Annotated in this window: 23 protein-coding genes; 10 read left to right on the forward strand and 13 right to left on the reverse strand. The window is 67.1% G+C overall.

The features are described 5' to 3' along the window. Positions 1–14 precede the first annotated feature (14 nt). Positions 15–884 (forward strand): Sir2 family NAD-dependent protein deacetylase, encoded by an 870-nt coding sequence (locus CAM01S_RS07715; RefSeq protein ID WP_066519062.1) that lies wholly within the window; start codon positions 15–17, stop codon positions 882–884. A gap of 83 nt (positions 885–967) precedes the next feature. Here CAM01S_RS07715 and CAM01S_RS07720 read toward each other — a convergent pair whose 3' ends face one another. The 3 genes from CAM01S_RS07720 to CAM01S_RS07730 are packed head-to-tail and all read right to left on the reverse strand — an operon-like array spanning position 968 to position 3,624. Further along, the gene (locus CAM01S_RS07720) at positions 968–1,612 is read right to left on the reverse strand and encodes a histidine phosphatase family protein (RefSeq protein ID WP_066519067.1); all 645 of its coding nucleotides are present in this window, start codon (positions 1,610–1,612) and stop codon (positions 968–970) included. Positions 1,613–1,621: 9 nt separating this feature from the next. Continuing rightward, a complete protein-coding gene (locus CAM01S_RS07725) occupies positions 1,622–2,701 on the reverse strand; it encodes a glycosyltransferase family 4 protein (RefSeq protein WP_066519072.1) in 1,080 nt (359 codons plus the stop codon). Continuing rightward, positions 2,698–3,624, reverse strand: coding sequence for an alpha/beta fold hydrolase (locus CAM01S_RS07730; RefSeq protein ID WP_066519921.1), 927 nt, complete (start codon positions 3,622–3,624; stop codon positions 2,698–2,700). The genes CAM01S_RS07725 and CAM01S_RS07730 overlap by 4 nt, the downstream gene beginning before the upstream one ends. Positions 3,625–3,684: 60 nt before the next feature. On the opposite strand from CAM01S_RS07730, the gene treS reads away from it, so the two are divergent. Together treS and CAM01S_RS07740 are read left to right on the forward strand one after the other, a co-directional pair. Next, the gene (gene treS, locus CAM01S_RS07735) at positions 3,685–5,397 is read left to right on the forward strand and encodes a maltose alpha-D-glucosyltransferase (RefSeq protein WP_066519923.1); all 1,713 of its coding nucleotides are present in this window, start codon (positions 3,685–3,687) and stop codon (positions 5,395–5,397) included. 116 nt (positions 5,398–5,513) lie between these two features. After that, the gene (locus CAM01S_RS07740; RefSeq protein ID WP_083527860.1) at positions 5,514–6,251 is read left to right on the forward strand and encodes an exonuclease domain-containing protein; all 738 of its coding nucleotides are present in this window, start codon (positions 5,514–5,516) and stop codon (positions 6,249–6,251) included. Between the two features lie 230 nt (positions 6,252–6,481). Here CAM01S_RS07740 and CAM01S_RS07745 read toward each other — a convergent pair whose 3' ends face one another. From CAM01S_RS07745 to glgA, 3 genes are all read right to left on the reverse strand, one after another. Then, positions 6,482–6,736: a type B 50S ribosomal protein L31 gene (locus CAM01S_RS07745; RefSeq protein ID WP_066519077.1), complete on the reverse strand. Its 255-nt coding sequence runs from the start codon at positions 6,734–6,736 to the stop codon at positions 6,482–6,484. Between the two features lie 135 nt (positions 6,737–6,871). Beyond that, entirely contained in the window at positions 6,872–7,708 is an 837-nt protein-coding gene (locus CAM01S_RS07750; RefSeq protein ID WP_066519081.1) for an ABC transporter ATP-binding protein, read from the reverse strand. 98 nt (positions 7,709–7,806) lie between these two features. Continuing rightward, entirely contained in the window at positions 7,807–9,003 is a 1,197-nt protein-coding gene (glgA, locus tag CAM01S_RS07755; RefSeq protein ID WP_066519086.1) for a glycogen synthase, read from the reverse strand. A gap of 47 nt (positions 9,004–9,050) precedes the next feature. Between glgA and CAM01S_RS07760 the strand changes: the two genes are divergently transcribed. Both CAM01S_RS07760 and serB read left to right on the forward strand, forming a co-directional pair. Then, positions 9,051–10,292, forward strand: a complete 1,242-nt coding sequence (locus tag CAM01S_RS07760) for a glucose-1-phosphate adenylyltransferase (RefSeq protein ID WP_066519088.1) — start codon at positions 9,051–9,053, stop codon at positions 10,290–10,292. A 42-nt stretch (positions 10,293–10,334) separates the two neighbouring features. Continuing rightward, positions 10,335–10,976 carry a phosphoserine phosphatase SerB gene (gene serB, locus CAM01S_RS07765; protein WP_066519090.1) on the forward strand — a complete coding sequence of 214 codons (642 nt, stop codon included), beginning with the start codon at positions 10,335–10,337 and terminating at the stop codon, positions 10,974–10,976. A gap of 71 nt (positions 10,977–11,047) precedes the next feature. On the opposite strand, the gene fabG is transcribed toward serB, so the two are convergent. Beyond that, the gene (fabG, locus tag CAM01S_RS07770) at positions 11,048–11,761 is read right to left on the reverse strand and encodes a 3-oxoacyl-ACP reductase FabG (RefSeq protein WP_066519095.1); all 714 of its coding nucleotides are present in this window, start codon (positions 11,759–11,761) and stop codon (positions 11,048–11,050) included. Between the two features lie 143 nt (positions 11,762–11,904). On the opposite strand from fabG, the gene CAM01S_RS07775 reads away from it, so the two are divergent. Genes CAM01S_RS07775 through CAM01S_RS07785 form a run of 3 tightly spaced genes read left to right on the forward strand, consistent with a single transcriptional unit; the run spans position 11,905 to position 13,618 of the window. After that, a complete protein-coding gene (locus tag CAM01S_RS07775) occupies positions 11,905–12,318 on the forward strand; it encodes a DUF3099 domain-containing protein (RefSeq protein ID WP_066519103.1) in 414 nt (137 codons plus the stop codon). Further along, the gene (locus tag CAM01S_RS07780; protein WP_066519109.1) at positions 12,315–12,569 is read left to right on the forward strand and encodes a hypothetical protein; all 255 of its coding nucleotides are present in this window, start codon (positions 12,315–12,317) and stop codon (positions 12,567–12,569) included. The genes CAM01S_RS07775 and CAM01S_RS07780 overlap by 4 nt, the downstream gene beginning before the upstream one ends. Further along, positions 12,569–13,618, forward strand: a complete 1,050-nt coding sequence (locus CAM01S_RS07785; protein ID WP_083527861.1) for an SURF1 family cytochrome oxidase biogenesis protein — start codon at positions 12,569–12,571, stop codon at positions 13,616–13,618. Before CAM01S_RS07780 ends, CAM01S_RS07785 begins: the two co-directional genes overlap by 1 nt. A 57-nt stretch (positions 13,619–13,675) precedes the next feature. On the opposite strand, the gene CAM01S_RS07790 is transcribed toward CAM01S_RS07785, so the two are convergent. After that, positions 13,676–15,274 (reverse strand): ABC-F family ATP-binding cassette domain-containing protein, encoded by a 1,599-nt coding sequence (locus CAM01S_RS07790; RefSeq protein ID WP_066519112.1) that lies wholly within the window; start codon positions 15,272–15,274, stop codon positions 13,676–13,678. Positions 15,275–15,371: 97 nt separating this feature from the next. Here CAM01S_RS07790 and CAM01S_RS07795 point away from each other — a divergent pair, with 97 nt between their 5' ends. Beyond that, the gene (locus tag CAM01S_RS07795; protein WP_066519122.1) at positions 15,372–15,977 is read left to right on the forward strand and encodes a biotin transporter BioY; all 606 of its coding nucleotides are present in this window, start codon (positions 15,372–15,374) and stop codon (positions 15,975–15,977) included. A 164-nt stretch (positions 15,978–16,141) separates the two neighbouring features. Here the strand turns inward: CAM01S_RS07795 and CAM01S_RS07800 are convergent, their stop codons facing one another. The 5 genes from CAM01S_RS07800 to sufB are packed head-to-tail and all read right to left on the reverse strand — an operon-like array spanning position 16,142 to position 20,256. Further along, the gene (locus CAM01S_RS07800) at positions 16,142–16,471 is read right to left on the reverse strand and encodes a metal-sulfur cluster assembly factor (protein ID WP_066519124.1); all 330 of its coding nucleotides are present in this window, start codon (positions 16,469–16,471) and stop codon (positions 16,142–16,144) included. A gap of 5 nt (positions 16,472–16,476) precedes the next feature. Continuing rightward, entirely contained in the window at positions 16,477–17,241 is a 765-nt protein-coding gene (sufC, locus tag CAM01S_RS07805; RefSeq protein ID WP_066519129.1) for a Fe-S cluster assembly ATPase SufC, read from the reverse strand. Between the two features lie 38 nt (positions 17,242–17,279). Beyond that, the gene (locus CAM01S_RS07810) at positions 17,280–17,606 is read right to left on the reverse strand and encodes a non-heme iron oxygenase ferredoxin subunit (protein WP_066519132.1); all 327 of its coding nucleotides are present in this window, start codon (positions 17,604–17,606) and stop codon (positions 17,280–17,282) included. Beyond that, positions 17,606–18,838 (reverse strand): Fe-S cluster assembly protein SufD, encoded by a 1,233-nt coding sequence (sufD, locus tag CAM01S_RS07815; RefSeq protein WP_245631579.1) that lies wholly within the window; start codon positions 18,836–18,838, stop codon positions 17,606–17,608. The genes CAM01S_RS07810 and sufD overlap by 1 nt, the downstream gene beginning before the upstream one ends. Further along, positions 18,838–20,256 (reverse strand): Fe-S cluster assembly protein SufB, encoded by a 1,419-nt coding sequence (sufB, locus tag CAM01S_RS07820; protein ID WP_066519135.1) that lies wholly within the window; start codon positions 20,254–20,256, stop codon positions 18,838–18,840. The genes sufD and sufB overlap by 1 nt, the downstream gene beginning before the upstream one ends. A gap of 329 nt (positions 20,257–20,585) precedes the next feature. On the opposite strand from sufB, the gene CAM01S_RS07825 reads away from it, so the two are divergent. Then, on the forward strand, positions 20,586–21,569 hold the full coding sequence (locus CAM01S_RS07825; protein ID WP_083527862.1) for a COX15/CtaA family protein: 984 nt from the start codon (positions 20,586–20,588) through the stop codon (positions 21,567–21,569). Positions 21,570–21,666 lie beyond the last annotated feature (97 nt).

Raw genomic sequence — 21,666 nt, forward strand, 5'->3', positions numbered from 1 at the left:
GTACCGTGAACCCGATGGCATCAGCGGATCGACAGGACGAGCTCGCCGCGGTCGGCCCCGTCCGGCTGTCACTCGCGGACGGAATCGACCGCGCCGTCGACGTGCTCGCCGGCAAGCGATTCGCGGTGCTCTCCGGCGCCGGCGTGTCGACGGACTCCGGCATCCCCGACTACCGCGGAGCGGGCCGCGCGGTTCGCAAGCCCATGACATTCGACGAGTTCCGCTCGGACGAGGCGAAGCGGCGACGCTACTGGGCTGGGTCGCACCTCGGCTGGCGCGCGTTCGCGGCCGCGCAGCCGAACGACGGGCACCGGGCGCTCGCCGAGTTGGAGCGAGCCGGCGTCGTGAGCGGCATCGTCACGCAGAACGTCGACGGCCTCCACCTCCGCGCGGGGTCGCGCCGTGTCGTGGAGATTCACGGATCGATGGACCGCGTGGTGTGCCTCCGCTGCGGGCAGGTGTTCTCGCGCGCCGATCTGGCAGCCACCCTTGACCGCGAGAACGCGTGGATCGACGCTCCTGGTGCCGTGCAACTGCAGCCCGACGGCGATGTCGAGGTGATCGGTGCCGAACGATTCCACGTCCCCGCATGCTCGGTGTGCGGTGGCATGCTGAAGCCCGACGTCGTGTTCTTCGGCGAATTCGTGCCGACCGAGAAATTCGCCGAATCCGTGGCGATCGTCGCCGAGGCCGAGGCGCTCCTCGTGGTCGGCTCGTCGCTCGTCGTGAACTCGGGAGTCCGGCTCGTCGACCACGCTGCACGTCGGAAGCGCCCGGTCGTGATCGTCAACCGCGGGGCGACGCGCAGTGACCGCCGCGCGGCCGTCGTGATCGAGGCCGGGACGACGGAGACGCTCCGGGAGCTCGCAGCGCGTCTCCGCTAGTCGCTGCCGTCCCGAGCCTCGGAGTCCGTCCGATCGGATGGAGTCCGATCGGCACGTCCGACCGCTGGCGCTCGGACGAACGGTCAGTCCCCCGCTCTGCACTCCAGCGGATTCTGGTAGGCGAACTCGTAGCGGCCTGGTGCCTCCGACTCGACGTCGATCGGGTCGTCGAATCGGACCAATTCAGCGCGGAACGAGTCCGGCTCCCAGCGGAATGAGTGGATCGACCCGTTGCGAATCGGAGTGGTCAGCGAGTCGGCCACGCCCGGGGCGGCGGCGTTCACGACCGAGCGGATGACAGCGCCATGTGTGGCGACGATGATCCGGCCGCCGTCATAGCGGATCGCGATCTCGCCGAGCGTCTCCGTCACGCGGTCGAGGAGCGCGCGGCGCGACTCGCGACCCGGGACATCGCCGTCCGGGAACTGCGCCTCGATCTCCTCGCCGGTCAGCCCTTCTGCTGCGCCGTATGAACGCTCGGCCAGGCCGGCCTCCGTGCCCGGGGCGTCGAGGCCGAGCATGCCGGCGATGATGCTGCCGGTCTCGAGCGCCCGAACCAACGGCGATGCGATCACCGCATCGAACTGACGGCGACGAAGCAGTGAGCCGGCTGCGCGGGCCTGATCGCGCCCGACGTCGTTCAGCGGGATGTCCGTCGACCCCTGGATGCGTCGCTGCTTGTTCCAGTCGGTCTCGCCGTGGCGAACGAGGTACAGGAGTGTCGTCACTCCGCCACTCTAGCCAGCGGCGCGGTCCTCGACGGCGCGTTCCACCGCAGCCGCGACGCGCTCGGCCGAGTCGGCCCAGTCGAATCGGTCCGCCTGCGCGACCGACGCCGACGCTGCGTCCGCCCACCGGGCCTCCAGATCGCGGACGGCTGCAGCGAACGATGCGGGAGCGTGCGGGTCGAAGTAGGTCGCTGCGTCTCCGCCGATTTCGCGGAAGATCGGGATGTCGCTCACGACGACGGGGGTGCCGACGCGCATCGCCTCGACGAGCGGAATGCCGAAGCCCTCGTCCAACGAAGCCGTGACGAGGGCCGTCGCCGAACGCAGCGTGTCGAAGTACTCCTCGTCTGAGGCGCCGTCGTGGAACACGATCGCCGTCGAGCCCGCGCGCTGCACGAGTCGCTCTCGCACGGCGTCGCTGACTCGGGACATGCAGTGCAGCGTCCAGTCCGCGCCGAGCAGCGGCATCGCAGCGGCGAGCACGTCGACGTTCTTGTACGGCATGAAGGAGCCCATGTACACGAGTGACCGGCGCCGGGGCAGCGTCGGATCGCGGAGGGGCAGCGGATCCACCGCGTTCGGGGCGACCGTCACCGGCCGCGTGGTCAGTCGGTGCTCGTCGATGAGCGCGGCGGTCGTGTCCGACACCGTGACCACGCCGTCAGCGCCGTTGAGGAGCATGCGCTGCGGCCACCACGCCAGATGGAAGGCGCGCCAGCCCAGTCGGATCGGCAGCGCGAACTCCGGCGGCGGCGTGCGGTTGCGGTAGTAGATCAGGTCGTGGAGGGTCAGCACGAGTGCGTAGCGCCGACCCCACGACCCCATGGTCTGCATGGGCGAGAAGACCGCGTCGAGACCGAGTCGATTCACCCGCCGTGCGACGAACGGCTCCCCCGGGTCGGTCGGCGCGGGAATCCGACTCCATGGCAGCGCCGGGAGCGACTCCAGCTGACGCTCGTGAGAGATCAGGAGGTGATAGTCGTGCCGGTCGGGCAGATGCGCCGCGATGCCGGCGGTGAATCGGCTGATCCCATCGTGCCGGCCCACCCGGACGTACCGGCAGTCGATCCCGATTCGGAGGCGCGTCACCGCTCCGCCCCATCGCGCTCCGTTGGCGGGTCGGCGAGCGTCGCAACCGCGTCCATGACGGCATCCGCCGCCGCTTTCGGCGTCTCATAGTGGACGAGGTGTCCGACGTCGGGGATCACGACGAGACGTGAGCCGGGGATTCGCGCCGCCAGCGCCTCCTGCTCGGGAATCGCGGTGATGTCGTCGCGCTCGGCCGCGACGAGCAAGGTGGGCACAGGGATCCGGTCCGCGTATTCGGAGACGTCATGGGTGGCGGAGGCGCGGAACGCCTCCAGGACGACGCGCCGGTTCGCGAACGCGGAGAAGAACCGATCGTGCTGGTCGTGAACCCAGCGTCGCATCGCGGGATCCTTCGACTTCAGCATCGCGATGCTCATGGCGCGGACGATCCCGCGGTTCCGCAGGATGCCGCCGCCGAGTGGTTCCGGCAAGGCGGCTCCCGCACGGTAGTAGCCGACGGCGATCCGCGTTCCGATCGCGCGCGGCCCCTGCAGGGCGGGTGCGGCGATTGGATTCACGAGCACCAGGAGGCGCGTGTCGAGCCCGTCGGCCACCGCGGCGGCGCACACGATGCTCCCGAATGAGTGCCCGAGGACGATCGTGTCCCGGCCGAGGCCGAGCGCGTCCGCGAATGCGCGGAGCCAGCCGACGTACGCGTCCATGTCGCTGTCCGGGAGCGGATCGGACAGGCCGAAGCCGGGCAGGTCGGGCACGATCACCCGCATGGTCGGCAGGTATGCCGCGACGGCGGCGAGCCCGTGGTGATCGCCGCGGAATCCGTGCACCGCGAGCACGCGGAGCGTCGCATCCGGATCGCCGTACTCCCAGTAGTGGGTGGTGCGGTCATCCACCGTGGCGGCGCGATGCACGACGGGCGTGCGGGCGAGCTGCGAGGCATGCGGCGAGACGATCGGGGGGTGCATCGCGAGCGAGTCTACGGTCGATGCGGGCACCAGCAGCACGGCGCGCATACGGTGGAGAACGTGACGTTCACCGCACCGATCCAGCTCCCCGGTCTCACGCTCGACCCGCTCTGGTACAAGCGCTCGGTGTTCTACGAGTGCATGATCCGCTCCTTCGCCGATTCCAATGGCGATGGAACCGGCGATCTGTCCGGGCTGATCAGTCGGCTCGACTATCTCCAGTGGCTCGGCGTGGACGCGATCTGGCTGCCGCCGTTCTTCCAGTCGCCACTGCGCGACGGCGGCTACGACGTCTCGGACTACCGCGCCGTGCTGCCGGAGTTCGGCACGCTCGAAGAGTTCCGCGACCTTGTGACGAAGGCGCACGAGCGGAACATGCGGATCGTGATCGATCTCGTCATCAATCACACCTCGGATGCCCATGAGTGGTTCCAGCAGTCTCGGGAAGACCCGGATGGCCCGTACGGCGACTTCTACGTGTGGCGTGACACGGATGAGGGCTACCCCAACATCCGGATCATCTTCGTCGACACTGAGGACTCGAACTGGACGTTCGACCCGGTGCGGCGCCAGTTCTTCTTCCACCGGTTCTTCTCGCACCAGCCTGACCTGAATTTCGACAACCCGGCCGTGCACGACGCCGTGTTCGACATTGTTCGGCACTGGCTCGACATGGGTGTCGATGGCCTGCGGCTCGATGCGATTCCGTACCTCTACGAGACCGAGGAAGGCAACGGCGAGGGCGAGCCCGAGACGCATGAGTTCGTCAAGCGGCTGCGCGCGATGGTCGACGAGGAGTACCCCGGCCGAGTCCTCATCGCTGAGGCGAATCAGTGGCCGCGTGAGACCGCCGCGTTCTTCGGGACGGAGGACGAGCCCGAGTGCCACATGGCGTTCGACTTCCCGGTGATGCCGCGAATCTACTACTCGCTCCGCGCCCAACACGCGAAGGAGCTCGAGCGCATCCTGTCCGAGACGACCGAGGTGCCTGCTTCGGCAGCGTGGGGCGTCTTCCTCCGGAACCACGACGAACTCACGCTCGAGATGGTGAGCGAGGAGTACCGGCAGGCCATGTACGGCTGGTACGCCTACGACCCGCGCATGCGGTCGAACATCGGCATTCGCCGTCGGCTCGCACCGCTCCTCGACAACTCGCGGGCGGAGCTCGAGCTCGTCCACGCGCTGCTCTTCTCGCTCCCCGGTTCCCCGTTCCTGTACTACGGCGACGAGATCGGAATGGGCGACAACATCTGGCTGCCGGACCGCGACTCGTCCCGAACGCCGATGCAGTGGACGCCGGACCGCAACGCCGGCTTCTCGACCGCCGACCCCGGCAAGCTGTACCTGCCGGTCGTGCAGTCGCTCGTCTACAACTACGCGCAGGTCAATGTGGAGGCGCAACTCGCCCAGTCGCGATCGTTGCTGCATTGGGTCCGCAACGTGATCCACGTGCGGAAGGCCCACCCGGTGTTCGGACTCGGGTCGCTCGCAGTGCAGTCCACCGACAACGAGAGCGTCCTCGCCTTCGTCCGCTCGTACGCGGGCTCCGGGACGCAGTTCGGGGACTCCGCCGAGGACGTGCTGTGCGTGTTCTCGTTCGCGCACAATCCGACCACCGCGACGATCACCCTCCCAGAGTTCGCGGGGAGGCCGCTCTACGACCTGTTCGGAGGCGGATCGTTCCCATCGGTTGCGGACGACGGCACGCTCACCCTGACACTCGGAACGCAAGCGTTCTACTGGCTGCATGTCGGTCGACGACGGAACGACTGAAGCGTGACGACCGACACGTGGACTGTGCCATGCTGCCGGGCGTGACCGTCGGCCGCTCCTGAGGGACGTCGGCGCGGAGCACCGGCAGTGTCGTCGGGCACCGCTACCGTTGCAGCGTGACTGACACCGTGCTCGCCGGGCCCCCGTTGGCCGACTCGGCCGTCGACCGCCCGTGGTGGCACGCGCTGGGAGTGTTCGACCTCGAGACGACCGGCATCGACGTCGAATCGGCGCGGATCGTCACCGCGCACGTCGGCCTGATCGACATGCGCGGGACCAGCATCGTGGACGGCGCGTGGCTCGCCGATCCAGGTATTGAGATCCCGCCCGCCGCGACTGCGGTGCACGGAATCAGTACCGAGCGCGCTCGCGCCGAAGGGCGCCCCTCCGGGGAGGTCGTGGTCGAGATCATCGCCGCGATCGAGGCCGTGTTCGCGCGCGGCTTGCCGCTCGTGATCTACAACGCGCCGTACGACCTGACGGTCCTTGACCGAGAGGCGCGCCGACACGGACTCGCGTCGCCGGTCATCGGCAACGTGGTCGATCCGCTCGTCATCGATAAGGCTTTGGACACGTATCGCAAGGGCAAGCGAACCCTCGAGGCGTGCGCGGGGCTGTATGGCGTCGCGTTGACCGACGCACATGACGCCGCGGCCGATGCGATCGCCGCTGGCCGACTCGCGCAGGCGATCGCGCAGCGGTTCCCGGACGAGCTCGGCGTCACTGCCGACGAGCTGCATCGGAAACAGGTCGGCTGGTGCGCCGAGCAGGCATCGTCGTTCCAGAACTACATGCGGCGCACGAGGAACCCGACGTTCAGCGCGGACGGCCGCTGGCCGCATCGCAACGACTGACTCCTGTCTCGCGGTCGGCCGACCAGTGCGGGCGGTCCGTGACCGGGTCGCCGCCGGTGAGCAGGGCGCTGGCTGACCGCGGCGCTGGCTGACCGGCGCTGGCTGGCCGCGCCGCTGGTCCAGCCAGGTCGCTGGTCCAACCATGCCACCGGTCGACCGACGCGCCCTGGACAGACGAGGAGGGCGCCCCATTCGGGGACGCCCTCCTCGTTCGATCGCTTGAGGCGGTGTTACTTCGCGCCGCCGAAGCCCTTGAAGCGCTGGTTGAACTTCTCGACGCGGCCGGCCGAGTCCAGGATGCGCTGCTTGCCCGTGTAGAACGGGTGCGACGCCGACGAGATCTCGACGTCGATGACGGGGTACTCGACGCCGTCGAGTTCGATGGTCTTGTCGCTCGTCGCCGTGGAACGGGTGAGGAACGTCTCTCCCGAAGCGAGGTCGCGGAACACGATCGGCTTGTACTCGGGGTGAATGTCGGTCTTCATGGTGATTCCTCTAGAACTTCGGTGGACTGGATCGCGTGAACCGCGCGTGCTCGCGCGCGCAAGTCTGACGGCGTACGCCGACCGTCTACGGTACCAGAGTCGACCCCGTTCGCGCAGGTCGACGCTGGGTCTCGATCAGGCTCGCTCGGCGGCGCTGCTGCCCGCATTCGATTCGGCAGCGGAGCCGTCGACCGCAGCTCGTGCCGTGTATCGGCCGCCCGACGCGGAGACATCGAGCGGAACGCCGAACGCAGCGGACAGGGTCTCCCCCGTGATCACGGAATCGATCGGGCCGGCGGCGTGCACCCGCCCTCCGGCGAGGACGAGCGCATGTGTGAACCCCACCGGGATCTCCTCGACGTGGTGCGTGACGACGACGATCGCGGGCGACTCCGGGCTCGACGCATAGCCGCCGAGAGTTCGTACGAGGCTCTCGCGGGCTCCGAGGTCGAGTGATGCAGCCGGCTCGTCGAGGAACAGCACCTCGGGGTCCGTCATCACGGATCGTGCGATCTGAACGCGCTTCTGCTCGCCGTCGCTCAACTCGCCGAACGGCCGTTCCGCGAACGCCGCGAGGCCCCACTCCTCGAGCACACGGCGGGCACGTCGCTCGTCGATGTCGTCGTACTCCTCGTTCCACCGGCCGGTGATCGCGTACGCCGCGGTGAGCACGACGTCGAGGACGCGCTCCGTCACAGGGATCCGACGGGCGAGCGCGGTCGACGCGAACCCGATGCGCGGCCGCAGTTCACTGAGATCGGCCTGGCCGACTTCAACGTCGAGCACCGTGACGGTTCCCGAGGTCGGGAAGAGCTGGGTGCCAGCGACTTCGAGGAGGGTGGTCTTGCCGGCGCCGTTCGGACCCAGCACGACCCAGCGTTCATCTGGTTCGACGGACCACTGCACGCCGTCGAGGATCAGGGCCCCGTTTCGGACAACGGACACGTCTTCCAAGCGCACAACCGAGGGCATGCGATCACCCTACGCGACCGTGGCCTTCGTCCTGCTCACGACGGCGGGTGCGGGCGGAAACTGTGCCGCTGCGCTCCGTTCCCGCCGTCAGCGTCTCGTCACTGTCCGGCGAGCACCGCGTCGTAGACAGCGCGCGTCTGAACCGCGATGCGGCTCCAGGTGAACTCGGACTCGACCCGCATGCGGCCGGCACGACCCATCAGAGCCGCCAATCCCGGATCCTCGACGACCTCGCGGAGGACGCCCGCCAGGTCGCGCACGAACCGGTCCGGATCCGTGGGTGTTCCCGTACCGTCCGTGGCCTGGTCGATCGGCACAATCCGTCCGGTGAGGCCGTCGGCGACGACCTCCGGGATTCCGCCGGTTCCGGTGCCGACGACGGGCACGCCGCACGCCATCGCCTCAAGGTTGACGATGCCGAGCGGCTCGTACACGCTCGGGCAGACGAACACAGTCGCGGCAGACACGACACGGACGATCTCATCGTGCGAGAGCATGCGATCGATCCAGACCACCCCGTTGCGGTGCTCGCGAAGATCGTCGACGAGCGAGGTCACCTCCTGCAAGATCTCGGGCGTGTCCGGTGCCCCAGCGCAGAGCACGACCTGCACGTCTGCGGGCAGGTCAGCGACGGCGCGAAGGAGATAGGGCAGTCCCTTCTGCCGCGTGATCCTGCCCACGAACACGACGGTCGGCCGCTCGGGGTCGATCCCCAGAGCGCGAACTGCATCCGCGTCGTCGATGCGGCGCCAATCGTCGAGGTCGATGCCGTTGTAGACCACGTGGAGCCGATCCTCATCGATGGACGGGTAGGCGCGCGCGATGTCGCGACGCATGGCCTCGGAGACCGCGATGACGCCGTCTGCGTGGGTGAACGCCTCCGATTCGATCCAGCTCGAAAGGCGGTAGCCGCCGCCGAGTTGTTCGGCCTTCCAAGGCCGGAGTGGCTCGAGACTATGCGCCGTGACGACATGCGGGAGGCCGTACGTCAGTTGCGCGACGCGCCCGGCGGCGTTCGCGTACCAGGTGTGCGAGTGCACGAGGTCGGCGCCGTCGATATCCGGAACCATCTGCAGGTCGGTTGCCAGCGTTGCGACGGCGGGGTTGGCGTGGTCCATTCCGGCGGGCGCCCGGTACGACGAAACATTGTCGGCATCGCGCTCGGCTCCGAACGCGCGCACCCGGACGTCGGTGTCCGTATCGGCGCGAAGCGCTGTTGTCAGCTCGGCCACGTGAACGCCTGCGCCCCCGTAGATCTCGGGCGGAAATTCTTTTGTCAGCAGGTCGACTCGCACAGGCCCAACGTAACGGCTGGCGCGGATTCACGCCTACTGTTGGCCTCATGGCATCGAAGAAGATATTCGGCATCGTCCTTGCTGGCGGTGAAGGGAAGCGGCTGATGCCGCTGACCGCCGACCGTGCGAAGCCAGCGGTGCCATTCGGTGGCAACTTCCGACTCGTCGACTTCGCGCTGTCGAATCTCGTGAACTCCGGACTCAACCGAATCGTCGTCCTGACCCAGTACAAGTCCCACAGCCTGGACCGGCATGTCGCGGAGACGTGGCGCATGGAGGGCCTGCTCGGTTCGTACGTCGCATCCGTTCCCGCCCAGCAACGACTGGGCAAGCGGTGGTTCGCGGGGTCGGCCGATGCAATCCTGCAGTCGCTGAATCTGCTTCGGGATGAACACCCCGACATCGTCGTCGTGGTCGGTGCTGACCACGTTTATCGGATGGACTTCGCGCAGATGGTGGAGGCGCACATCGCCTCCGGAAAGAGCGCCACTGTTGCTGCCATTCGCCAACCCATCGGACTCGCCGACCAGTTCGGCGTCATCAAGGTCGCGGACGACGATCCGACGTCGATCGAGGCGTTTCTCGAGAAGCCGAAAAACGCGACCGGCCTCCCCGACTCCCCCCGAGAGGTCCTCGCGTCGATGGGAAACTACGTCTTCGACGCTGATGCGCTTGTGGACGCCGTCCTGCGCGACGGACAGATCGAGACGTCGAATCACGACATGGGTGGCGATATCGTCCCGGACTTCGTGTCTCGAGGCGCTGCGGGCGTGTACGACCTGCAGCGGAACGAGGTTCCTGGCTCGACGGATCGCGATAAGTACTACTGGCGCGACGTAGGAACGATCGATTCGTTCTTTGACGCGCATATGGATTTGATTGCTGCGCTCCCGGTATTCAACCTGTACAACGTCGACTGGCCGATCTTCAATCAGCAGATCAACTCCCCACCCGCGAAGTTCGTACGCGACGCGCGCGGCAACACGGGGACCACGATCGACTCGATCGTCTCACTCGGCTGTCTGCTGTCAGGGGCACGCGTTGAGCGCAGCGTCATCGGACCGTGGTGCACGTTGGAGTCGGGCGCGGAGGTGCTCGATTCCGTCGTGTTCGAACGGGCCGCGATCGGCCCGGACTCGATGGTGCACCGCGCGATTCTCGACAAGGATGTCGTGATCGCAGCAGGTGCCCGTGTGGGCGTCGACCGAGAGGCCGACATCGCCCGCGGCTTCACCGTCACCGACTCCGGCATCACGGTGGTCGGAAAGGGTGTCCGCGTCGAGGCATGACCAGTGACGTCACCGAGTGACGACGCCCAGTACGGTTGAGCGGTGCCGCGCTTTCTCGTCGTCCTGGACGCCGACTCCACGCTGCTCGACGACGAGGTCATCGAGCTGCTCGCCGACGAGGCGGGCTGCGGACGCGAGGTTGCCGCGATCACGGCGCGGGCTATGGCCGGGGAACTCGACTTCGCGGCGAGCCTGCGGGAGCGTGTCCGAGCCTTGGCTGGCCTCCCGGCGCAATCCCTGACCCGCGTGCGCGCTCGCGTACGCGTCACTGCTGGAGCGTCTGAACTGATCCGTGGGGTGCACGGCCTCGGCGGTGCGGTCGGCGTGGTGTCGGGTGGATTCCACGAGGTGCTTGATCCGATCGCGGACGCACTCGACTTGGACTACTGCCGGGCGAATCGGCTCGCGGTCGCCGGGAGCGTCCTCACCGGGCAGGTTGACGGCTCGATCGTCGACGCGAGCGCGAAAGCGGATGCGCTCATCGAGTGGTCGGCGGACGCGGGTGTTCCGATCGGACAGACGATCGCGATCGGCGATGGCGCGAACGACCTCAGGATGATGGCGGTCGCAGGGCTGTCGATCGCGTTCGATGCGAAGCCGGTGGTGCGAGCGACCGCGGATGTGTCACTGAACGAGCGGGACCTTTCGACCGTTCTGGCGCTTCTCGGAACGTTGGCGCGCTGAAGGGCTGCGGCGTCCGCTGCTGCGGATGCCGTTCGGCCGCGTGCACGCAGGGCGTGGTCTCGGACTCGCGCTCAGTGCCCCATCCCAAGCCCACCGTCGACGGGTACCAGCGCACCTGAGATGTAGGCGGCACTGTCGGACGCAAGGAAGGCGGCGGCCGCGGCGACGTCGTCGACTGACCCGAACCGCGCCGCCGGGATCGCCTTCACGAACTCAGCCTGAAGATCCTCGGCCAGACCGGAGGTCATGTCCGTAGCGATGAACCCTGGCGCGATCACGTTCGCCGTGATGCCGCGAGAGCCGAGCTCACGGGTGATCGACCGCGCCATCCCGACCAATCCGGCCTTCGACGACGAGTAATTCACCTGGCCGACCTGCCCATACATCCCGACGACGCTCGACATCAGCACGATGCGCCCGAACTTCGCGCGCATCATCCCCTTGATGGCGCGCTTGACCACGCGGAACGTTCCAGTCAGGTTCGTGTCGAGCACCGACGTGAAGTCGTCCTCGCTCATGCGCAGGAGCAGTTGGTCATTCGTGATGCCGGCGTTGGCAATGAGGATCTCGACGGGTCCGAGGGCTGCCTCGACCGCGGCGAAGGCCTGCTCCACGCTGGCGCCGTCGGTGACATCGGCGGCGACGGTGAGGGTGCCTTCAGGACCGCCGGCGCCCGATCGGCTCGTCACCGCAACGCGATGCCCCTCCGACACGAATCGCTCGGCGACTGCCCGACCGATTCCGCGGTTGCCACCGGTGACGAGGACGGTTCGAGGCGTGGTCATACTGCTCCGATCGGGAGGGTCAAGGGGTGCCTCGAGCCTAGCGGGGTGCTGTGTCGGAGCTCGGGCCAGTCGGTCCCTCGCGCGCCGAGCCGAACGTCAGTAGCGAGGCTTAGGCTTGAGGACGAGGTCGGAGAGCGGACGGAATGAAGACGACGACGAACACCATCACCACACTGGCGGCATCCCCTGATCAGGATCGCCGCCGGCGGTTTCGGCGATACGTGTGGCAGATGGCGATCCGTGTGTTCTTCTTCGTGATCGCCGTGCTGCTGCACAACTGGTGGAGTGTGGTGCCGCTCGTCCTCGCAGCGGTGATTCCGTGGGTCGCAGTCGTGATCGCGAACGCCGGCAATCGTGCCTCCGGTGACATCTCCCGCCCGGCTGGGGCGCTCGTCCGCCAGGATCCAGAATTCGAGGCGGCGCGTGAGGCCGCCGAGCAGCAGCGCGAGCAGGCGTATCGGGACGAGCAAGATGCTCGCCGCCGCGCTGCGGAGGACCAGCAGGCCGCGTGGCAGCGCGAGGGCGCCCGGCCGTCCAGTTGGGGGCACCGTCGGTGAGTGCGACGTATGACGTGATCGGAGAGCCGGGAACCGTTCCGGTCTGCTCCCGGGCAGGCTGCGATGCCCCGGCCTCGTGGCGAGTGAACTGGCGGAACCCTCGCATTCACGCTGAAGATCGCGTCAAGATCTGGGTCGCGTGTGATGATCATCGCGGCTTTCTCGCCGACTACCTGCAGTCGCGGGCATTCCCGGTCCGGGTGACCGGCATCGCCGAAGACGTCGAGCGGCTCGACGACCGGGCGGTGTGATGACAGACACTCGGGAGCGGGCCGGTCGTTCCACCGAACACGTGGAGGAGCGCGGTGCGTTCGATCCAAGCCTTCGGTACGGTCGTCGGCATGCCGAGCGGCTGCGCCGCGCGGAACACGAGGAGCACCGCGCCAGGCTGAACGCGGAGCGTGCCGACGAGGGGCTTCCCGCGCTCGAACCGGAACCGTCGGATGGCGTCTACATCGGATGGGGGTTCGTGATCGGCCGCCGGTGGCTCGGCTATGTCGCGATCGCCGTCGGCTTCGCGATCCTGTGCGCGTTCTTCGGGATGTGGCAGTGGGACCGCCGGAACCAGGCGGTCCGCGAGAACCAGCAGATCGCGGCGAACTACGACCACACGCCCGTCCCACTTGCGACCGCCCTGCCGCACCAGAACTCGTTTAACTGGTCGCAACGGTGGCTGCAGGTGAAGGTGACCGGTCGCTACGACGTTCGCGAGCAACTGCTGGTCCGGAACCGCGTGCACAACGGGCAGCCTGGGTTCGAGGTGCTGGTGCCGCTGGTCACCTCGAGCGGCCGCGCCTTCATCGTTGACCGCGGGTGGGTGCCGACGGGCAACAAGCACGACTATCCGGACTCGATTCCGGCCCCACCGTCAGGTGTTGTCACCGTGGTGGCGCGGCTCACCCCGAACGAGCCGCACATCGCCGGACGGACCGACCCCGCACATACGGACGAGATCCAATCCGTGACGCTCTCCGACGTCGGGAAGCGCATCTCGCAGCCGCTCTGGACTGCTGCATACGGTCAACTCGCCTCCGAGAGCCCAGCACCCGCGCAGGCCGCGCCGCTCGGCTGGGACAAGCCTTCCGGAGACACCGGACTCCATCTCAGCTACTTCATTCAGTGGTTCATGTTCGCGGGTGGTGGCTTCGGGTTCCTGGCGTACCTCATGGTGCAGGAGTACCGAAACCTCAACCAGGACGACCCGGAGGAGCGTGAGCGCGCGCTCGAACGGCAGCGGAAGCGTGACGCTCGACCGAAGAGCGACGACCAGATCGAAGACGAGATCCTCGGCTGGAACTGAGGCGAGGCGCTCACCGGAGCGGCTGCCCTGCGGCATCCGATCGCGGTGGGCGTTGCCTCAGGCCAGCTCGATGAGTTCGGCGTAGTCCTTGTTCCAGTGGTCTTCCGTGCCGTCGGGCAGGAGCAGCACCCGCTCCGGGTTGAGCGCTTCCACGGCGCCGGCATCGTGTGAGACCAGGACAACGGCACCCTCGTATCCGGTCAGCGCGCCGAGGATCTCCTCCCGAGACGCGGGGTCGAGATTGTTCGTGGGTTCGTCCAGCAGCAGTACGTTCGCGCCGGACACGACGATCATCGCGAGCGAGAGGCGCGTCTTCTCGCCGCCGGACAGGACGCCTGCAGGCTTGTAGCCGTCGTCGCCGGTGAAGAGGAACGATCCGAGAACACGTCGCGCTTCGGTCTCGGTGAGCGCCGGGGACGCCGAGACCATGTTCTCGATCACCGTCCGGTTGACGTCGATGTTCTCGTGCTCCTGCGCGTAGTAGCCGATCCGGAGGCCGTGCCCGGGTTGGATCTCGCCGGTGTCTGCCGTGTCCACCCCCGCGAGAATGCGGAGGAGCGTGGTCTTTCCGGCGCCGTTCAGGCCGAGAATGACGACGCGCGATCCGCGGTCGATCGCGAGATCGACGCCGGCGAAGATCTCGAGCGATCCGTAGGACTTCGACAACCCCTCGGCCATGAGCGGAGTACGTCCGCACGCGACGGGCGTGGGAAAGCGAAGCTTCGCGACGCGGTCGACCTGACGCTCGTCCTCAAGTCCGGCCAGGAGCTTCTCTGCTCGGGCGACCATCTGATGTGCCGCGGCGGCCTTCGTGGCTTTCGCTCCGAACCGAGCAGCCTGCTGCTGCAAGGCGGCCGCCTTCTTCTCCGCGTTCGCGCGTTCCTTTCGTCGGCGCTCCTCGTCCGCGGCGCGCTGGCGCTGATAGTTGCGCCAGCCCATGTTGTAGATGTCGATCACCTGCCGGTTCGCATCCAGATAGAACACGCGATTCACCACTTCGTCGACGAGGTCGACGTCGTGGGAAATGACGATGACACCGCCCTGATACGTCTTCAGGTGCTCGCGGAGCCAGATGATCGAGTCGGCGTCGAGGTGGTTGGTCGGCTCGTCGAGGATCATGGTCTCCGCATCGGAGAACAAGATGCGAGCGAGTTCGATTCGACGCCGCTGGCCGCCGGAGAGCGTCTTGAGCTGCTGGTCGAGGATGCGATCGGGCAGCGCAAGGTTCGACGCGATCGACGCGGCTTCGGCTTCCGCCGCGTACCCGCCGAGCGCGTTGAACTGATCGTCGAGCCGCGCGTACCGCTTCATCGCCTTCTCGGCGACTGCCGGGTCCTCGCTCGCCATGGCGAGGGAGGCCTGCCGGATGCCTTCGACGATCTCACCGAGCCCGCGGGCGTCGAGTATGCGCTTCCGGGCCGTGTCGTCTGGATTTCCGGAACGGGGATCCTGCGGAAGGTAGCCGATCTCACCGGTCCGGGTGATCGTCCCGCCCGTGGGCTGCGTCTCGCCGGCCAGCGCTTTCGTCATCGTCGTCTTGCCGGCTCCGTTCCGGCCGACGAGTCCGATCTTGTCCCCCTTGTCGACGCGGAAGGTGACACCCTCCATGAGCATGCGGGCGCCCACGCGGATCTCGAGATCGTGCACGGCAAGCACAGCGGACGTCCAATCAGTTGGTGGGGAGGGCACAACGACGTGCGCGGTGGGGCCGCCAATATGATGGCAAGACCAGCCATCCATTGTAGGAGACTTGATGTCGAACGCCGTTCCCAGCACGTTGCGCACTGTTCTTGCCGACCGTATCCGCACGCGTGGGCTCGCCGTCGACGCAGCCCTGGTTGCCGGCGGTGCCGTGTTCACCGGGCTCATGGCCCAGGTCGAAGTGCCGATGTGGCCGGTACCGATCACCGGGCAGACACTCGCCGTGGTGCTCGTCGGTGCGACGCTCGGAGCGCGCCGGGGCGCCCTGTCGATGCTGGTGTACGGCCTTGCGGGGCTCGCCGGATTGCCGTTCTTCGCGGGCTGGACCGGGGGTCTCAGCTCCCTGGCGCTGCCGTCGTTCGGATATGTCATCGGCTTCATCCCGTCTGCGGCCGCGATTGGCTGGCTCGCCCGTCGCGACTGGGACAAGCGGTTTTTCCGCGCGACCGCGGCGTTCACGCTCGCCAGTGCCATCCCATTCGTGACGGGGCTGCCGTATCTCGCGATCGCTCTGGCGAACCTCGGGCTGCCGCACTCGCTCGGCGTCGTGCTTGCTGAGGGTCTGTACCCGTTCGTCATCGGCGGCGTTGCGAAGGCACTCATCGCGGCGGGCGTCCTCCCGCTCGCGTGGCGCGCCATCGGTCGGCGCTCGCGCTGACCGTCGGCTCTGCTCGGGCTGACCGTCGGCTCTTCGCTGTCTGCTCGCGGCTGACCGCTCGCGTGCGAACGGCGAGGCTGCCGGCTGGAAGCCGTTGCGTGCGAAGCGGGGAGGCGCGGTGCTTGCGCGCACCGTGCCTCCCCGCCGTGTTTCGTAGTTGATCGCTAGATCGCGAATCCCAGCGCACGCATCATCTCGCGCCCGTCATCCGTGATCCGTTCGGGGCCCCACGGCGGCATCCACACCCAGTTGATTCGGAACGCATCGACGATCCCGTCGAGCGCATTCGCGGTGTCGTTCTCGATGACGTCGGTCAGCGGGCAGCCCGCGCTCGTCAGCGTCATGCTGATGACGAGTGCGTTTGCCTCGTCGTCCCAGGCGAGGTCGTAAATGAGGCCGAGGTCGACGATGTTGACCCCGAGCTCGGGGTCTTGGACGTCCTTCAGTCCTTCGACGACCTCGTCGAACTTCTCTGATGACAGTGTCGTGATCATGGCGCTCAGTTCGACGCCGCGGCCGCCACGTAGCGGTCGTAGCCCTCATTCTCAAGGCGCTCGGCCAGCTCCGGACCGCCCTGCTCAGCGACACGGCCGGCCACGAAGACATGCACGAAGTCAGGCTTGATGTACCGGAGGATCCGCGTGTAGTGCGTGATGAGCAGCACGCCCATCCCGGTCGCGGCTTCTGCCCGGTTCACGCCCTCGGACACGATCTTCAGCGCGTCGACGTCGAGACCGGAGTCGGTCTCGTCGAGGACGGCGAACTTCGGCTTCAGCAGCTCGAGCTGCATGATCTCGTGGCGCTTCTTCTCACCGCCGGAGAATCCCTCGTTCACATTGCGCTCGGCGAACGACGAGTCCATCTTGAGGTCCGCCATCGACTTGCGCAGGTCTGAGACCCACCCGCGGAGCGCAGGCGCCTCACCGTCGATCGCCGTCTTCGCGGTGCGAAGGAAGTTCGACACCGTGACACCCGGAATCTCGACCGGGTACTGCATGGCGAGGAAGAGCCCCGCTCGGGCCCGCTCATCGACAGTCATGTCGAGAACTTCTTGCCCGTCGAGAAGGATCGAGCCGCCGTCGACGTTGTAGCGCGGGTGCCCGGCGATGGTATAGGCGAGGGTCGACTTTCCAGACCCGTTCGGACCCATGACCGCGTGGATCTCGCCCTCGTTGATCGTCAGGTCGACGCCCTTGAGGATCTCCTTCGTGCCCTGATCGGTGTTGATCGAGACCTTGAGATCACGAATTTCGAGAGTGGACATCAGTGCATTCCTTCGTACGTTCTGTGCGGCGCGCGCACTCAGTTGCTCGCGAGGACGTCGCTCGTGTCAACGAACACGTCGCCGTCGATGATCTCTACCCGGAAGACCGGCACCGGTTCGTAGGCGGGCAGCGTGAGCGGCTTGCCGGTCGTCAACTCGAACTTGGAGCCGTGCGCCCAGCATTCGAGCGTGCCATCCTCGACGAAGCCCTCGGAGAGCGAGATGTCACCGTGCGTGCACGTGTCCCCGATCGCGTGGACGGTGCCAGCGGAGTCCTTGACGACCGCGACCGCGATTCCATCGACAACCACTCGCATCGGGCTGTCGACAGCGATATCGGCCTCTGCGCAGATCTTCGTCGACATCAGGCGATCCCTCCATGCTCGTGGCGGCCGCCCGCCAGCTCCTGCTCGATGGCGGTAATGAGCCGCGCCTCCAGATCAGTGTCGCCGATCTTCTGAACGACCTCGACGAGGAATCCGAGGACGACAAGGCGCCGGGCCTCCTCTTCAGGGATACCGCGGGACTGCAGGTAGAACAGGTGCTCGTCGTCGAATCGACCGGTTGCGCTCGCGTGTCCGGCCCCTTGGATGTCGCCGGTCTCGATCTCGAGATTCGGAATGCTGTCGGCACGCGTGCCCTCGGAGAGCACGAGGTTTCGGTTCTGCTCATAGGAGTCCGTGCCGGTCGCTGGACGTCCGATGAGCACGTCGCCGATCCACACGGTGTGGGCACCGTCCCCCTGCAGCGCGCCCTTGTAGTTCACCCGGCTCTTCGTGTGCGGAGCGTCGTGGTTCACGTACACCTGCTGCTCGATGTACTGACCGGCATCGGCGAAGTACACGCCGAGCATCTCCGTCTCGCCGCCAGCTTCGCCGAGCCGTGTGGATGGGTTCACCCGAACGACGCCCCCGCCGAGGGAAACGACGACGTGCTTCAGGAACGCATCGCGGCCGACCTGCGCGAAGTGGGTTGCGACATGGACTGCGTCGTCGTCCCAGTCCTGCACGGTCACCAGCGTGAGTCGCGCGCCGTCGCGCACGACGATCTCGACGTTTTCGCTGAGGAGCGCGGAACCGGTCCCACCGAGGATCACGGTGCCGGTGGAGTGCGGCTCGGCCACGATCACGGTGTGCGCTGCCCGCGGGTGTGATCCCATGTGACCACGGATGATCGATGCGCGCTGGGGATCCACCCCGCCGACGGTGATCGTCAGCACCTGTTCGCGCGCAGTCCACGCCGCCGCGGACGCGCGGTCCTCCGGGAGGCCAGCGGCGCCGACCAGCGGATCGTCGCGTTTCGCCCAGTCGAGACGAATGTCGTCGGTGTGCGTCGCCGTGTACGGGTAGGCGCTCCCATCGAGGCCACCGTCGAGCAATGGCCTGAGCGATGCGATCGGCGCGAACTTCCAGTTGACCTCGCGCCCGGTGACTGCGGGGAACGCGTCGACGTCGGCGGAGGTGAACCGCTCGGACCGCGTCTGCACCGGGACCTTCGTGTCCCAGCCGCCGTCCGAGTGGGCGCGCGCGCCGTGTTGCTCCGTTCCGGCGGAGGCCGGGGCGACCGGCGCGTCGATTCGGGGGGTGGTGTTGCTCACTAGCCGACGGATCCTTCCATGCTCATCTCGATGAGCTTGTTGAGCTCGAGGGCGTACTCCATCGGCAGTTCGCGCGCGATCGGCTCGATGAAGCCGCGAACGATCATGGCCATCGCCTCGTCTTCGGGCAGGCCGCGCGACATCAGGTAGAACAGCTGTTCCTCGCTGACGCGAGACACCGTCGCCTCGTGACCGAGCTGGACGTCGTCCACGCGGATGTCGATGGCCGGGTAGGTGTCGGACCGCGAGACGGTGTCCACCAGCAGCGCGTCGCACCGCACGGTGTTCGCCGCATGGTGTGCACCCGGGTCGACCCGGACCTCGCCGCGGTAGCCGGCCCGGCCGCCGCCCCGAGCGATCGACTTGGACACGATCGAGGATGTCGTGTACGGCGCCATGTGGATCATCTTGGCGCCGGCGTCCTGGTGCTGGCCCGGGCCGGCGAACGCGACCGAGAGGGTCTCGCCCTTCGCGTGCTCGCCGGCGAGATAGATCGACGGGTACTTCATCGTGACCTTCGACCCGATGTTGCCGTCGATCCATTCCATGGTCGCGCCCTCGTGCGCAATCGCACGCTTGGTGACCAGGTTGTAGACATTGGACGACCAGTTCTGAATGGTCGTGTATCGGACGCGCGCGTTCTTCTTGACGATGATCTCGACGACCGCGGAGTGCAGCGAGTCCGACTTGTAGATCGGCGCCGTGCAGCCTTCGATGTAGTGAACGTAGGAGTCCTCGTCCGCGATGATCAGCGTCCGCTCGAACTGACCCATGTTCTCGGTGTTGATCCGGAAGTAAGCCTGCAACGGAATTTCGACGTGCACGCCCTTCGGGACGTAGACGAACGAGCCGCCCGACCAGACCGCCGTGTTCAGCGCCGCGAACTTATTATCGCCGGCTGGGATCACGGTGCCGAAGTACTCCTCGAAGAACTCGGGGTGCTCGCGCAGCGCCGTGTCGGTGTCCATGAAGATGACACCCTGGGCCTCGAGGTCCTCCCTGATCTGGTGGTAGACGACCTCCGACTCGTACTGGGCTGCGACACCCGCCACGAGACGCTGCCGCTCCGCCTCGGGGATCCCGAGCCGCTCATACGTGTTTCGGATGTCCTCAGGAAGCTCTTCCCACGACTGGGCTTGCTTCTCCGTGGAACGGACGAAGTACTTGATGTTGTCGAAGTCGATGTCCGAGAGATCGGCGCCCCACGTCGGCATGGGCTTGCGGCGGAACAGCTCGAGACCCTTGAGACGGTTGCGGAGCATCCATTCCGGCTCCTTCTTCAGCCGTGAGATGTCTGCGACGACCTCCTCCGACAGGCCGCGACGAGCGGATGCGCCGGCGACGTCGGAGTCAGCCCATCCGAATTCGTACTGTCCAAGGCCTTCTAGCTCAGGACGGTCGATGAGCACATCAGACATGGTCTCCCTCGTATTCCTCTCGCGGTGGCGAGCCTCTCCAAGGCCAACCATCGGTCGTCCAGCATCATTCCGTGGTGCGCTGACACCTGAGCGTTCGTCCCTGCATAGCGCGAGGACGACGCCGGACTTGCTCCCGGCGGGGCTGCCGCTTCGCAGGCCATGGTTGCACGCAGCCGATGAGGCGGGGCGGATGCGCGGCTGATTCGGAGCCGAGCCCTGCGTACACTTGACTGCTCGCTGAACTCATCGAGTCTACAGTCGTCCCGCGCCGGCCCACCAGCGTTCCGTCATCGAGCGTCGCTGTTCAGGTCGGCCAGAAAGGCTCTCCTGTGACACGCGTCGGCACGACCGCTTCACGACCATCGCTGACGTCGCTGTTCTGGCCGCTGCCGGCGGCCGTTGACCTCAGGGTGGTCGTGCTCGCGTGGGCATCGCTGGTCATCCAGATCGTGCTGATCGGGACCGGGGGTCTCGTTCGGCTCACGGCGTCCGGTCTTGGCTGCCCGACGTGGCCGCAGTGCACCGACGGATCGTTCGTGACAACGCCTGCGATGGGGATCCACGGCGTCATCGAGTTCGGCAACCGACTCCTGACATTCGTCCTGGTGTTCGTCGTCGTCCTGATGTTCCTCGCTGTCGTTCGGATGCGACGCACGCGGCCCGAGCTCTGGTGGCTCGCCTTCGCTCAGGGCGCGAGCATCCCGGTCCAGGCGGTCGTCGGGGGTCTCAGCGTGCTGACGAACCTCAACCCGTACGTGGTCGGGCTTCATTTCGTGATTTCGGCGGCGCTCGTGTCGATTGCGAGTCGTCTGGTCTACCGCTCGGTACGCGGACCGCGTGTCGAGCGACTGCTGGTCCCCCGCTGGTACGTGCTCGTCGGGCACTGGTTGCTCGCGGCCGTTGCCGTGACGGTGCTCCTGGGAATCCTCACGACGGGCTCCGGACCGCACGCGGGCGCTGCGACGACCGTCCAGGGCGGTGTGCTCCAGCGCACTGGGTTCAACCCCGCTGTGATCGAGGATCTGCACGCGATCCCCGCGTTCGCAACGTTCCTGCTGACCCTGGTGCTTTTGGTGGGAGCGGTGCGCGCCGGGCTTCCGATCGCGTGGCCGCTGGCCCTGCTCGTCGTGGAGTTCGTGCAGATCGGCGTCGGGATCACGCAGGCCCTCACCGCGCTGCCGGTGGGATTGGTCGGCCTGCATATGGTGCTCGCCGGCGTACTCATCGCGGTGACCGCGGGCACGGTGCTCAGCATGCGTGCGAGCGCCGGTCGGGAGGCCGTGGTAGGGACTCAGCGCCCCGCACGTTCCTGAGCCGCTCGCCTCGGCATCGCTTCGGGCCTCCGGTCTCGATCGCTTCGCGCGTCCGGTCTCGATCGCTTCGGGCGTCCGGTCTCGGCCGCCGAGCCGC

This window comes from Curtobacterium ammoniigenes NBRC 101786, assembly GCF_001571045.1.
Lineage (GTDB): Bacteria > Actinomycetota > Actinomycetes > Actinomycetales > Microbacteriaceae > Curtobacterium > Curtobacterium ammoniigenes.

What these genes read in the sequence shown, in the direction of transcription:
- CAM01S_RS07715 (WP_066519062.1), top strand. Translation starts at nt 15, where the DNA reads ATGGCATCAGCGGATCGACAGGACGAGCTCGCCGCGGTCGGCCCCGTC.
- CAM01S_RS07730 (WP_066519921.1), bottom strand. Translation starts at nt 3,624, where the DNA reads ATGCACCCCCCGATCGTCTCGCCGCATGCCTCGCAGCTCGCCCGCACG.
- CAM01S_RS07745 (WP_066519077.1), bottom strand. Translation starts at nt 6,736, where the DNA reads ATGAAGACCGACATTCACCCCGAGTACAAGCCGATCGTGTTCCGCGAC.
- CAM01S_RS07750 (WP_066519081.1), bottom strand. Translation starts at nt 7,708, where the DNA reads ATGCCCTCGGTTGTGCGCTTGGAAGACGTGTCCGTTGTCCGAAACGGG.
- CAM01S_RS07760 (WP_066519088.1), top strand. Translation starts at nt 9,051, where the DNA reads ATGGCATCGAAGAAGATATTCGGCATCGTCCTTGCTGGCGGTGAAGGG.
- fabG (WP_066519095.1), bottom strand. Translation starts at nt 11,761, where the DNA reads ATGACCACGCCTCGAACCGTCCTCGTCACCGGTGGCAACCGCGGAATC.
- CAM01S_RS07775 (WP_066519103.1), top strand. Translation starts at nt 11,905, where the DNA reads ATGAAGACGACGACGAACACCATCACCACACTGGCGGCATCCCCTGAT.
- CAM01S_RS07785 (WP_083527861.1), top strand. Translation starts at nt 12,569, where the DNA reads ATGACAGACACTCGGGAGCGGGCCGGTCGTTCCACCGAACACGTGGAG.
- CAM01S_RS07795 (WP_066519122.1), top strand. Translation starts at nt 15,372, where the DNA reads ATGTCGAACGCCGTTCCCAGCACGTTGCGCACTGTTCTTGCCGACCGT.
- CAM01S_RS07800 (WP_066519124.1), bottom strand. Translation starts at nt 16,471, where the DNA reads ATGATCACGACACTGTCATCAGAGAAGTTCGACGAGGTCGTCGAAGGA.
- sufC (WP_066519129.1), bottom strand. Translation starts at nt 17,241, where the DNA reads ATGTCCACTCTCGAAATTCGTGATCTCAAGGTCTCGATCAACACCGAT.
- CAM01S_RS07810 (WP_066519132.1), bottom strand. Translation starts at nt 17,606, where the DNA reads ATGTCGACGAAGATCTGCGCAGAGGCCGATATCGCTGTCGACAGCCCG.
- sufB (WP_066519135.1), bottom strand. Translation starts at nt 20,256, where the DNA reads ATGTCTGATGTGCTCATCGACCGTCCTGAGCTAGAAGGCCTTGGACAG.